A 13316-nucleotide genomic window follows, 5' to 3' on the forward strand; every position below is an offset into this window, starting at 1 on the left:
AAGTAAGGGTTGATGGGAGTATTCAAACTTTTCGACTTTTCGTTAATTTTGGTATATTATGACGAATGAGGGGGATTTACACATGGTGAAAAATGATGTTTTTAACGCACGCGCTTCCTTTGAAGCCAACGGTAAACGTTATCACTATTACCGATTAAGTGCACTTGAAGAGGCAGGCATTGGCAACGTTTCTAAATTGCCATATTCCGTAAAAGTATTACTTGAATCTGTTCTACGTCAATATGACGGTCGCGTAATCGCAAAGGAACATGTTGAAAACCTAGCAAAATGGGGTACAGATGAGCTTAAGGAAGTAGATGTTCCATTCAAGCCATCTCGTGTCATCCTACAAGATTTTACTGGTGTACCAGCAGTCGTTGACCTTGCTTCTCTAAGAAAAGCAATGGCAGACCTCGGCGGGGACCCAGACAAAATCAATCCAGAAAAAACAGTTGACCTTGTTATTGACCACTCTGTTCAGGTTGATGCATACGGTTCAGCAGACTCTTTACGGGTTAACATGGATTTGGAATTTGAACGTAACGCAGAGCGTTATCAGTTCTTAAGCTGGGCACAAAAATCATTCAATAACTATCGTGCTGTACCACCAGCAACTGGTATCGTACACCAAGTTAACCTTGAATATTTAGCAGACGTTGTTCATGTTTCTGAAAATACTGACGGAGAACTTGAAGCGTATCCAGATACATTAGTTGGTACAGACTCACATACTACCATGATCAATGGTATTGGTGTACTTGGATGGGGTGTAGGTGGTATTGAAGCAGAAGCAGGAATGCTTGGTCAGCCTTCATACTTCCCAGTTCCAGAAGTAGTCGGAGTTAAATTAACTGGAGAACTTCCAGATGGTGCAACGGCAACAGACCTTGCGTTAAAAGTAACTCAAGTTCTTCGCAGTCACGGTGTAGTTGGTAAATTCGTTGAATTCTTCGGCCCAGGTGTATCTGTACTTCCACTAGCAGACCGTGCAACGATTGCTAACATGGCTCCTGAATATGGTGCAACTTGTGGGTTCTTCCCTATTGATGACGAATCATTAGCATATTTACGTTTAACTGGCCGTGAAGAAGACCAAATCAATGTAGTAGAACAATACTGCAAAGCAAACGGCTTATACTTTGATCCGACTTTAGAGCCAGTTTATACAGATGTAGTTGAAATTGACCTATCTGTCATTGAAGCTAACCTTTCTGGTCCTAAGCGTCCTCAAGATTTGCTTCCGCTTTCAAAAATGAAAGAAGAATTCGTAAAGGCAGTTTCGGCACCACAAGGAAACCAAGGTTTCGGTTTACAGGCTGATGAGCTTGAAAAAGAAGCTGTTGTGAAGTTTAATAACGGCGAAGAAACAACCATTAAAACGGGTGCAGTTGCGATTGCATCCATCACTAGCTGTACCAATACTTCTAACCCATATGTATTAGTTGGTGCAGGCCTTGTTGCGAAGAAGGCAGTGGAATTAGGCATGGAAGTTCCGAAATTCGTTAAGACTTCTTTAGCACCTGGTTCAAAGGTTGTGACAGGATATCTTCGTGATTCTGGATTACTTCCTTACCTTGAGCAAATTGGCTTCAACCTTGTGGGTTACGGCTGTACAACATGTATCGGTAACTCTGGTCCATTAAAAGAAGAAATTGAGAAGACAATTGCTGAAAATGACCTATTAGTTACATCTGTTCTTTCAGGTAACCGTAACTTCGAAGGCCGTATTCATCCGCTTGTAAAAGGTAACTACCTAGCTTCACCACCGCTTGTTGTGGCATATGCACTTGCTGGAACTGTGAACATTGATTTCGCTTCTGAAGCACTTGGTAAAGACAAAGATGGTAATGATGTATTCTTCAAGGATATTTGGCCAACAACTGCTGAGGTGAATGAAGTGGTACAACGTACTGTTACGCCTGAACTATTCCGCAGTGAATATGCGAATGTTTTCGGTGACAACGAACGTTGGAACGAAATTAAGACTAGCAATGAGCCATTGTATACTTGGGATGAAGATTCTACTTATATTGCGAATCCTCCATTCTTCGAAGGCTTATCACCAGAACCAGGTACTGTTGAACCATTATCAGGACTTCGTGTTGTAGGTAAGTTCGGTGATTCGGTAACAACTGACCATATTTCTCCTGCAGGTGCTATTGGCAAAAATACTCCAGCTGGAAAGTATTTATTAGAAAAAGGCGTACAACCTCGTGACTTCAACTCATACGGTTCTCGTCGTGGTAACCACGAAGTCATGATGCGTGGAACGTTCGCAAACATCCGTATTCGTAACCAAATCGCACCAGGCACAGAAGGTGGAGTCACTACTTACTGGCCAACTGGTGAAGTTAGTAGCATTTACGATGCTTGCATGAAGTACAAAGAAAACGGCACTGGCTTAATGGTTCTTGCTGGTAAAGACTACGGTATGGGATCTTCACGTGACTGGGCTGCAAAGGGTACTAACCTTTTAGGTATTAAAACGGTTCTTGCAGAAAGCTTTGAACGTATCCACCGTTCAAACCTAGTGTTAATGGGCGTTCTTCCGCTTCAATTTAAAGATGGCGACAGTGCTGAAACATTAGGTTTAACTGGTAAAGAAACCTTCGAGGTTCAAGTGGACGAAAAGGTTCGCCCACGTGATCTTTTAAAAGTTACAGCTACAGACGAAGCAGGTAACAAGAAAGAATTCGAAGTTCTTGTACGTTTCGATTCTGAAGTTGAAATTGATTACTACCGTCATGGCGGGATCCTTCCAATGGTACTTCGCGAAAAATTACAAGAAGCATAATGTTAAGACACCATGCATTTCGATGCATGGTGTTTTTTCATTCACTAAAGCAGGAAACAATTGACAATCTTTCCAGCCTTGAATAAAATAAAATCAATCAACGAAAAGGAATGGTAAAGAGGCATGAAGTTATAATCTTATTTTTCAGTACATGATTCGAATAAACGAAAAATGTTGAACCTGAAGAATGGGATTAGTCTGCCCTTTTTTATATCCTGATCGTACATAACCGATGTTTGTATGTTTTAGAGCCTGCTATAGGTTTCTTTCGTGCATACTATTTTTTCGGCTGCTTTCATGATATAAACACAAACACCTCTTCAGGTTTCAATGGAAGGGGTTTTTTTATGACCAATCAGAAATTAATGAAAGTAAGAGAGATCGAAAAAAGTTTTAACTTAAGGAAAGTATTAACAAATATTTCGTTCGAGATCAAAAATGGAGACAGAATTGGCCTAGTTGGATACAACGGTACAGGGAAAACGACATTAGCATATATCCTCTCAGGAAAGCTTTCTCCAGATAAAGGGACTATAGAAAAATTAAAAGGACTGAGAATCGGCTACCTATCCCAGTCTATTGATTATGAAGTAAATGATTTTTATCAAGCTGATTCGACTTTGCAAGGTGAAATGTATCATTTGGCCTCTGAATTAGGCTTGAAAAAGGCAAATGAATGGCAGGAAGACCGGCTTCAACATCTCAGCGGCGGAGAGAAGCTAAAGCTTGCACTATCTAAGGTTTGGGCTTCAAAGCCGGGACTGTTGATTTTAGATGAACCAACAAACCACTTAGATTTTAAAGGGATTGAATGGTTAATCTCTGAACTGAAAAGCTTTAATAGTGCAGTGTTGATTATTTCGCATGACCGACACTTTTTAGATAAAGCCGTCTCGCAGATTTTTGAAATAGAAGACGGAAAAATGCATTTTTACAAAGCGAATTACAGTGATTATCAGCTAGAAAAAAAGCGTAGAGTAGAATCACAGCAACACCAATATTCAATTCAACAAAAGAAAAAAGAGGAAATCGAGCTGCAAATGGACCTTTTAACATCCTGGTCTGAAAAGGCTCACCGCAACTCAACGAAACAGGATCGAGATCGGGGATACAAAGAATATCACCGTGCAAAGGCAAAAAATCGTGACAAACAAATCAAATCAAAAATGAAACGACTCCAGCAAGAACTAGAAAAGAATAAGATAGAGAAGCCAACGGATGAGGCAGGAGTCCGCTTTCAATTCGAAAGTAAAGGAAAACGCGGAAAACGGATTATTGAAGCTAAAAAGTTAACGAAAGTGTTCGGTTACGAACCACTTTTCCATGATTCTCAATTCTATATTTCACAAGGAGAACGAATAGGCTTAATCGGTGAAAACGGCTGTGGGAAAACGACCTTCATAAAAATGATAATAGGTCAAGAACCTCTCACATCTGGCGAGCTGTGGAAAAGTGAATCGTTAAAAATCGCCTATCTCAGCCAGGATGTAGATGATCTGTCACCGAATCAAACAGCCTTAGAAGCTCTAGGGTTTACTGACAGGGAATCTATTTTCCGAGCACGGACGATGTTTGCCAATCTTGGAATGAAAGAGGCACTTATTACTAAACCAATGGGTACGTTAAGCTTAGGGGAACGTACAAGAGTGAAGCTCGTGGATATTTTAATGGGTGAGTACGATGTCCTCATTCTGGATGAACCCACTAACCATTTAGATCTTCCAAGCCGAGAACAGCTAGAAAAAACCTTAGATGAATTTACAGGAACCATCCTAACGGTATCCCATGATTATTACTTTTTAAATAAACTATGTGATAAATTACTGGTGTTTGAGGATGGGAATATAAAACGGTTAGAGATTAAACCGGAGGAATACTTTAATAAAAATCCTGATACTATATCCAATGATAACGAAACCTTGTTGATTATTGAAAATAGGATTGCAATCATTTTAGGAGAATTATCCTTAATCGATCAAAAACACCCTAAATATCAGGAATTGGACCTTGAATTCAATCTACTTTTAAAGAAAAAAAGAAAATTAATCGGTTAAGAACAAAAAGAGTCCTACATTAAAAATGATTGATTTATGAAAAAAAAAGTTCCGGCCCAATCGGGTTCCGGAACTTTTTTGTAAAATCTAATCATCATAATCGTAACGAAAACCATCCATCTGTGCTTCTGATGATGTACTTTTAAGCTTCTTAAGGACAGATTCAAACTGCTCAATTTCGGAATAATCTGTGCTGTTTGCGACCGCTGCCTTTAACGCTTGTTCAATAATCGCAAGATCGTTTGTTGAAACATCCATTTTATCCCCCCTAAAAATACCTTTTTCAGTTCAGCTATTTTAGGATGGCTTATTATGACTATTTTATGAATGTAGGTTTTGACCGGTGGGATATATTACTATCAAAAAATGAAAAGTATTGCATATGCCACTAATATTGTTAAAATAACAGTGGTAGAACTATGAATAGACGAATTAACATCATGCACATACTTGTACATACAGAAGAGGAGATGACCTAATTGCCAGATACATTTTTACAATCCGTTTATTTTAAAGACGGTGTCCTAAACATTTTAGACCAAACTAAAATTCCCGGTATTACTGAATTTATTGAAATAACAAAAATAGAAGATGCTTGGGATGCCATCAAGCAATTAAAAGTCCGTGGTGCACCTGCTATCGGTATTGCAGCTGCTTATGGTTTGCTATTAGGTATAAAGGAAGCACCAGAAGGTAGCTTCGATAATTTCTATGCTATTTTTAAAAAACATTCAGATTATTTAGCAACATCACGCCCAACAGCGGTGAATTTATTTTGGGCACTGAAACGAATGAATGATCGAGTAGTAAAAGAACAAGGCAAACCAGTTACCCTTATTAAGAAAGCTTTACTTGAAGAAGCACATTTGATCCGCCAAGAAGATGAGGAGGTGTGCCGGACGATTGGTGAGAACGCCTTAACCTTACTGTATGATGGAATGGGAATTCTTACTCATTGTAATGCTGGAGGAATTGCAACCGCTAGATATGGAACAGCACTTGCTCCACTATATTTAGCAAATGAAAAAGGATGGGATATTAAGGTTTTTGCTGATGAAACCAGACCACTATTACAAGGTGCACGTTTAACTGCCTGGGAGCTTATGCAGGCAGGCATTGATGTAACACTTATCACAGATAGCATGGCGGCAATGGTTATGCAAAAAGGATGGGTACAGGCAGTCATTGTTGGGTGTGATCGTGTTGCGGCTAATGGGGATGTGGCCAATAAAATTGGAACATACGGTGTCGCCTTATTAGCTAAAGCTCACAACATACCTTTTTATGTAGCAGCTCCGATCTCAACGATTGATTTAGAAACAAAGACTGGCACAGATATTCCTATTGAAGAAAGAGATGCTTCAGAAATTACTGAGGGATTTGGAACAAGAACCGCACCTGTTGGGGTTAAGGTATTTAATCCAGCATTTGACGTCACCCCGCATGAATTTGTTACCGCCATTATTACCGAAAAGGGTATACTATCAGGAAATTATCAGGAAGAGCTTCCAAAACTTTTTCAATGATGTTGAAGAGAAAGCAGGGTATCTATGATTATCGAGATTAAATATAAAAAACAAATATGTGAAATCGGTAGAAGGGTCTATGAAAAAGGCTTTGTTGCGGCTAATGATGGTAATATTTCTGTTCGGATCAGTGATAATGAATTTCTGATAACTCCTACAGGCGTCAGCAAAGGCTACCTAAATACCGATATGATTTTGAAAGTAGATGGAGATGGCAATGTACTGGAAGGGGACTATAAACCGACTTCAGAAATGAAAATGCATCTGCTTGTATATAAGGAGCGGCCTGACGTTCAAGCGGTTGTCCATGTGCACCCGCCATATGCCACCGCTTTTGCGATTGCTGGTATCCCTTTAGATCAGGCCATTATGCCAGAAGCTATTGTGTACTTAGGTTCGATACCCATTGCAGAATATGGTACACCATCAACAAATGAAATACCTGAAGCTGTGAAAAAACATGTTCATCATCACCAAGGAGTATTATTAGAAAATCATGGAGCGTTAACTTGGGGAAAGGATCTCGATCACGCTTTCTATTTAATGGAATCTCTAGAATTCACCGCTAAGATCAATTGGATTGCTAAGCAGATTAACGGGGACCGAGAGCTCTCCAAGCAAAATGTAGAGCGGCTACTCGAGATAAAAACAAGCATGGGTATTAAAGGGGAGTCACCACGTGGGGTTGATACTCCTGAAGGAATTCATGCGAGAAAGGTAACACCAGCGATCCAAATGTCTTTAACCGATCACGACTTAGAACAAATTGCGGAAAAGGTTACAAGCGGAATAATAAAAGCCTTTAATAGTTAGTTAGAACAGCAAGCCGATGTTGCTTGCTTTTTCTTTTTTTACAGGTAATACTGTAATTGTCACAGATTTGGCATAGACAAACTTTATTTCAACCTACTTTATAGTGTAAAATCGGAATAGCACATAATTGTATGAAGGGGGTTCGGGGTATGATGAAAAAAGTGATTGCGGCCGTCGTTTTAATTGCATTCTTAACAGTAGCGATTGTGCAGGCAATGAATAAGCAGGCAGAACCCGAAATCATCAGCCAAGAAACAGTTGCGATGGAAGGGCTAAAAGTGGGATCGAAAGCACCTGACTTCGAGTTAAAAACCTTAACTGGAGAAACCGTTAAACTCTCTGAGTTAAAAGGAAAAAAGGTCATGCTAAACTTCTGGGCAACCTGGTGCCCGCCATGTAAGGCTGAAATGCCAGCAATGGAGCAATTCCATAAGGAAGCTGGAGATGAGGTTGTCATCCTTGCAGTAAATATTGACCCACATTTAAATGTGAAGAAATTCGTAGATGAAAATGGTATTACTTTCTCGATTCCGTTAGATGAAGAAGATAAAGTAAATGAGGTCTATCAAATTCTTTCCATTCCAACCACTTATTTTATCGATACGAATGGTAATATCGGAAGTAAATATATAGGTGCAATGGAACTCGAAGCAATGAAGCAGTATGTTAGTGATTTGAAATAATACTCCAAAAAGACGCTGGTCGCCGAAGCCAGCGTCTTTTATTTTTATATGACTATTGAAACTACATATTTCTTTTAAATTTTCAAAAAGTTGTAATAATTGAAAGGGTTTCCGGGCATAATAACTGTTACAATAGGAAATAAGGAAGGTGATACAGATGAGAAAACCTAGAAAGCGTTCCTTTGCAGAACTTGTATCTGAAAATAAAAGTCAACTTTTGAAAGATAGAGCTGCGATGGAAAAAATCGAACAGCGTTTAGAAGAAAAGCGTCTTGGCAAGGCCGAATAAAATCACATACATTTCCAATCATGACTCCTCCTTTAATGGACAAAATATTTAAAGAGGAGGGATCAACAATGAGCAATCCAAAAAAACATAGTCAAGGATTTAGACCAAGCCACCTCGGTACTCAAGGTAAAGGATACAGTGGCAATAAAGGCAAGCAAATGGGTGACACATCCGGGAAGCATGCCCAAGTAATACAAACAAAAGGCGAATAACGTACAAAAGACTCGGCAAGCCTACGGCTGTTACGAGTCTTTTTTTGCATTTATATTATTAATTTCTTGTGATATTTTGTTGGCTTGGATACAAACTATATCTGTAACATGAACATCATTTTAGGGAGGTTTTAAAAATGGCATATAATAATAAGCCTAAACCAGATGATCGCAGTGATAATGTTGAAAAGCTTCAATCGATGATCCATCATACAATTGAAAACATGGAAGCAGCAGAAGAGTCACTCCAATTCACCGATAGTGAGACACAACGTCAACAGATTGAGTCGAAGAATGAGCGTCGCCGCGAGAGCATTGATGCATTTCGTTCTGAAATAAAAGATGAGGCGCATAATCAGGAATAAGTAAGAGGGATAAGAGGGCCTGTTCAACCAAAGCAGGTCCTTTTTTTAGTATGCAGGTCTTTGATATGGTAAGATAAAAATGAAATTTTTAATGAAGAAGTGATAATAATGAAGCAACAAAGATTTGCTAATATACATGATCAATTAAACCATTGGGAAGCAGAACTAGAAAACAAAGGATTTATTACAAATGAAAGCCTGCTTATTTATTTCTTACGAACTGAGAATGATCCCGTTATCCTCTCTAGACTTCTGACAGCAGGGGCACTTTCTCGTATCTGGAGAAATAGTCAGGACACTCTGGCCACTGCCTGGCTTAAACAAGCACTAGAATTATATCCCGGCAATGAACGGGCTAAAGGATATTTTATGGAATTTGAATGGAGAAAGTATAAAGATATAGCAGCTATCCTTTCATTTCCACCTATTAGAGAAACTGATAATCGGACGGCAAAGAAAAAGATTGCCGAACAATACATACATATATGTCAGACCTTCTTAACCGATGCGGATGACCATATAGAATATCTACAAGAAAATATGGACTTAGCGGCTACTCTTAGTAATCAACAGCTCCTTCATCAATACGAAATCTTATCAGAACAATTATCCTCTATAGTAGAAGTAGTAGTAAATTTACTAAAAGCGGCTGAGGAATATGAAGAGTCCATAATAGGCGTGTTCCATACCTCAACCTATTTTGATCAATTAAAAACGCAACTGTCTTATTTAGAGCAACTAAAGCATGATTGGTATCAATGTTTTGTAATTAACGAAAATCAAGAAACACAAGAAGAGAAAGCATTAGACCAATTAAATCAAATGATTGGAATGGATATGGTAAAGAGTCGAATCAATGACTTTTATCAATACTTAAAATATCAAAAACACCGGGAAGCGATTGGCTTTCAAATGAAGGATGTCCTTAGTCTTAATATGGTGTTAACTGGAAATCCGGGAACAGGAAAAACAACACTGGCTCGATTATTAGCAAGAATTTATCATGAGCTTGATGTTCTGCCTCGAGCAGAGGTCATTGAAGCGGACCGCTCTAAGATGGTAGGTTCCTTTGTTGGACAAACAGAGGAAAACGTCCGTTCTTTAGTCGAGAAGGCTGTCGGAGGTGTATTGTTTATTGATGAAGCCTATAGTTTAAAACGCGAAGGCCAAACGGGTAATGATTATGGACAAACGGCAATCGATACGCTTGTTTCCCTTATGACAGGAAAAGAATATGGGGGAAAATTCGCGGTGATTTTAGCCGGATATCCGGAGGAAATGCGTACATTTTTAGATTCCAATCCAGGTCTGCGGAGTAGATTTCCACAATCAAATATGATTCAGCTGCCAAATTACTCTAACGACGAATTACTGTTAATTGCAGAAAATATTGCCAGTGAAAATGATTATCTACTTACCGATGAAGCTAAAAGAGAAATTGATTATCGCTTAGATAAAGAAAGGGTAGATGACACATTTGGCAACGCAAGAACTGTTCATAATATTGTTCTTGAGGCAATTTTTAAAAAAGGTGCAAAAAATCAACTTCATCACGATATCATTGATTATACGATCTTATCTCAGGATGATTTTGTAATTCATCAAGCTCAAAAGCAGGAAGCACCATTTGAAAAGCTTGAGAAGTTAATCGGACTAGCTGAAATTAAGGATGAGATTAAATCATTTGTGTCCTTTGTAAAAATGCAGCAATATAGAAGAAAGCGAGAATTGCCCACGGTTCCCATTCAATTACATTCCGTTTTTTCAGGTAACCCTGGGACAGGGAAGACAACAGTTGCCAAAATTTATTCGGAGTTACTTCGCGAAGTGGGAATGTTGAAAAGAGGTCATCTAATCGTTGCCAGCAGAGCGGATTTTGTTGCGGGCTATGTGGGACAAACTGCTGGTAAAACGAAGAAAAAAATCAAGGAAGCACTTGGCGGTGTGCTTTTTATTGATGAAGCCTACTCACTTCTTAGTCAGACTTCAGGTGATTTTGGAAAGGAAGTAATTGATACCCTTGTTGATGAGATGACAAAGCATAATGAGAATCTGGTTGTGATTTTAGCGGGATACCCAAAGGAAATGGACCAGCTGCTAGAAAGTAATCCAGGGTTACGATCTCGTTTTAAGAAGTTCTTTCTTTTTCCCGACTATTCAATCGAGGAATTGATTGCCATAATTGATGCCTATGCAAAAGGGTACCAATATACTCTCACTGAACCTGCAAAAGCGATGTTAAAGGAGATATTAGAAGGACAAGAGATTCAAGGGAATGGGCGTTTTGCTACAAACTTTGTTGATGAAATGATTCAGGCTCAAGCACTGCGATTGATGAAGGTTGAGAATGAGAAGAACCTCTACGAACAGGCACTGTTAATTGAAGTGTCAGATGTAGAACAGGCACTGACTAAAATGAAGCAATTTTAAGCGATGGGACAAGGAGATGGATGGTTGTGGAAAATCTTTTTATATCTACTAGAGAAATTCAGCTTTTATATGCTGATACTGATATGATGGGGGTCATTTATCATGCCAATTATTTAAAGTATTTTGAGCTGGGAAGAAGCGGCCTTATAGAAGACCTTGAATTTAGCTATCTTGAGATGGAGAATGCTGGCTATTACGCACCTGTTTATGATATCCAGATTACATATAAAAAGCCGTTGCGTTACGGGGATAAAGGGTTTGTAAAAACATGGGTGGAGAAGAATGATGGAATAAAAACGATCTATGGTTACTCCATCGTAAATGGCGATGAGGAAATCTGTGCAGAGGGTACATCCACCCATATCATTGTGAGAAAAGATAGCTTTCGGCCCACTTCATTTAAAAAGGCCTTTCCAGAATGGTTCTTAAAATATGAGGATATAAAGAAAAGATAAATACACATAACTTTCCTGTGAGGTGATGGTACCGTTGGCATTTGGTATTAAAAGGAATGAATTAAAAGAATGGAAACAAAAGATTGATCAAGGGGAGATTGCCTTCTTAACGCATTATTGGTTAGACGAGCGTTTCCCAAATTCCAATACCGTTACAAAAGTAGGCTGCAATGACCTCGAGAGACTTGCCGTATGGGGAAGAAAACATGGATTGAAAAAAGAGTGGATTCATCATCGACCTGATGGCTACTCACATTTTGATTTAATTGGTTATAGACAAAAGGAAATTCTGCAAATAGAAGGATTAAACCATCATATATGGGACAAAAACCTGGATGAATAAAGGAGTGGAGAACCCATGATCAAAATTGCGGTAATTGGTTTAGGCGATATAGCACAAAAAGCTTATCTTCCTGTTATCAGTCAGATAGCTAACATAGAGGTTCATCTAGTAACGCGAAACAAAGAAAAGCTAAAGATGATTAGCAGTAAATACCGGTTTCCACATATTCATCATGACCTTTCATCACTTATGACTGCAGGAGTCCAAGCGGCTTTTGTCCATTCGTCTACAGAGTCACATTATGAAATGGTGAAAGAGCTACTGCTTCATAACATCCATGTATATGTGGATAAACCGATTACGTATCATTATGAAACTTCCAAGGAATTAGTAGAACTAGCGGAAGCAAGACAACTTATTTTAATGACAGGCTTTAATAGAAGATTTTCCCCATTTTATCAATCCATGAAGGAGATTACTGACCCTAACATGGTGATCTTACAAAAAAACCGTCATGCACTTCCAGGTGATATTCGTACCTTTGTCTACGATGACTTCATTCATTGTTTAGACACTGTTCGTTACCTTTTTCACTCAGAGATTGATCATATGCTGGTGACAGGCAAAAAAGATAATGGCTTATTACATCATGTTGTTGTACAGCTCATTTCAAAGGAAATGACCGGGATCGCGATTATGAACCGGGATAATGGTGCTGTGGAGGAAAGACTTGAAGTGATGGGGCCAATGGAGAAAAGAATGGTTACTGATTTAGCAGAAATGGTGATTCAAAGTAACAATAAAGAAACAAAAGTATTTTTTAATAATTGGGACTCAACCCTTTATAAAAGGGGGTTTGAGCAAATTGTTAATGAATTTATCCTGGCAATTACAGCCGGCACTGCACCTTCGATTACAGCAAGAGATGCTTTAAAAACACATGAGCTTTGTGAAGCAGTTGTGAACCAGCTTGAGAATCTATAGTAGAAAGCACACCGAAGGAATTTTTCCGGTGTGCTTTTTGTTTAATTATTTTTCTGATATTGTATAGCAGGTTCTTGTCTCTTTGAGTCTAGCTCTATTATTAAATCATGGTCATCAAAATACCATAAATCCTTTTCTTCTATATAGAAGGTAATACCGTCTTCAACTGTTTTAACAGCAAGTTCCATTGGTTCATCGACAGTAATTCCGAGAGAAAACCCGCTTTGAACTGTGCTGTAACCACCGTACCGTGCATAGAAACGAATAAAATCGCCTGTATTCAATCCAAGTTCTTGCTTATACCATGCTGCTGCATTGCTGCTAATTTGTATTTTCATTTGATGCTCCTTTCTACATGTCCTCCTTTATTATAATAAACAAGTAGCCGTATTTCGAGTATTGTAATTCGAGTCTGAAACTTCATTGTT

At 38.7% G+C, this 13316-nt stretch carries 14 protein-coding genes; 12 read left to right on the forward strand and 2 right to left on the reverse strand.

All coding sequences use genetic code 11. The features are described 5' to 3' along the window. The first annotated feature begins 82 nt into the window (after window positions 1–82). Complete coding sequence (gene acnA, locus BTR25_RS14155) at window positions 83–2794, forward strand: aconitate hydratase AcnA (RefSeq protein WP_075688698.1); 2712 nt, start codon at window positions 83–85, stop codon at window positions 2792–2794. 347 nt (window positions 2795–3141) lie between these two features. Continuing rightward, entirely contained in the window at window positions 3142–4848 is a 1707-nt protein-coding gene (gene abc-f, locus BTR25_RS14160; protein ID WP_075688699.1) for a ribosomal protection-like ABC-F family protein, read from the forward strand. An 87-nt stretch (window positions 4849–4935) separates the two neighbouring features. Here the strand turns inward: abc-f and BTR25_RS27665 are convergent, their stop codons facing one another. Further along, window positions 4936–5106: a hypothetical protein gene (locus BTR25_RS27665; protein WP_175596789.1), complete on the reverse strand. Its 171-nt coding sequence runs from the start codon at window positions 5104–5106 to the stop codon at window positions 4936–4938. A 221-nt stretch (window positions 5107–5327) separates the two neighbouring features. On the opposite strand from BTR25_RS27665, the gene mtnA reads away from it, so the two are divergent. The 10 genes from mtnA (at window position 5328) to BTR25_RS14210 (ending at window position 12888) form a co-directional block, all read left to right on the forward strand. Then, window positions 5328–6374, forward strand: a complete 1047-nt coding sequence (gene mtnA / locus BTR25_RS14165) for an S-methyl-5-thioribose-1-phosphate isomerase (protein ID WP_075688700.1) — start codon at window positions 5328–5330, stop codon at window positions 6372–6374. Between the two features lie 24 nt (window positions 6375–6398). Then, window positions 6399–7187 (forward strand): class II aldolase/adducin family protein, encoded by a 789-nt coding sequence (locus BTR25_RS14170; protein WP_075688701.1) that lies wholly within the window; start codon window positions 6399–6401, stop codon window positions 7185–7187. A gap of 149 nt (window positions 7188–7336) precedes the next feature. Continuing rightward, a complete protein-coding gene (locus BTR25_RS14175) occupies window positions 7337–7870 on the forward strand; it encodes a redoxin domain-containing protein (protein ID WP_075688702.1) in 534 nt (177 codons plus the stop codon). 157 nt (window positions 7871–8027) lie between these two features. After that, window positions 8028–8159 (forward strand): FbpB family small basic protein, encoded by a 132-nt coding sequence (locus BTR25_RS14180; protein WP_007087036.1) that lies wholly within the window; start codon window positions 8028–8030, stop codon window positions 8157–8159. Window positions 8160–8227: 68 nt separating this feature from the next. Further along, window positions 8228–8371, forward strand: coding sequence for an acid-soluble spore protein N (locus BTR25_RS14185; RefSeq protein WP_075688703.1), 144 nt, complete (start codon window positions 8228–8230; stop codon window positions 8369–8371). A gap of 137 nt (window positions 8372–8508) precedes the next feature. Continuing rightward, window positions 8509–8736: a small acid-soluble spore protein Tlp gene (tlp, locus tag BTR25_RS14190; protein ID WP_075688704.1), complete on the forward strand. Its 228-nt coding sequence runs from the start codon at window positions 8509–8511 to the stop codon at window positions 8734–8736. Window positions 8737–8844: 108 nt separating this feature from the next. Beyond that, entirely contained in the window at window positions 8845–11166 is a 2322-nt protein-coding gene (locus BTR25_RS14195; protein WP_139311241.1) for an AAA family ATPase, read from the forward strand. Between the two features lie 20 nt (window positions 11167–11186). Beyond that, entirely contained in the window at window positions 11187–11621 is a 435-nt protein-coding gene (locus BTR25_RS14200) for an acyl-CoA thioesterase (protein WP_217696972.1), read from the forward strand. Between the two features lie 34 nt (window positions 11622–11655). Continuing rightward, window positions 11656–11964 carry a hypothetical protein gene (locus BTR25_RS14205; protein ID WP_075688705.1) on the forward strand — a complete coding sequence of 103 codons (309 nt, stop codon included), beginning with the start codon at window positions 11656–11658 and terminating at the stop codon, window positions 11962–11964. Between the two features lie 15 nt (window positions 11965–11979). Continuing rightward, window positions 11980–12888 carry a Gfo/Idh/MocA family protein gene (locus BTR25_RS14210; protein WP_083652386.1) on the forward strand — a complete coding sequence of 303 codons (909 nt, stop codon included), beginning with the start codon at window positions 11980–11982 and terminating at the stop codon, window positions 12886–12888. Between the two features lie 41 nt (window positions 12889–12929). Here BTR25_RS14210 and BTR25_RS14215 read toward each other — a convergent pair whose 3' ends face one another. Next, window positions 12930–13226: a HesB/YadR/YfhF family protein gene (locus BTR25_RS14215; protein ID WP_075688706.1), complete on the reverse strand. Its 297-nt coding sequence runs from the start codon at window positions 13224–13226 to the stop codon at window positions 12930–12932. Window positions 13227–13316: the final 90 nt, after the last annotated feature.

This window comes from Bacillus sp. MRMR6, from assembly GCF_001940785.1.
Taxonomy (GTDB): domain Bacteria; phylum Bacillota; class Bacilli; order Bacillales; family Cytobacillaceae; genus Neobacillus.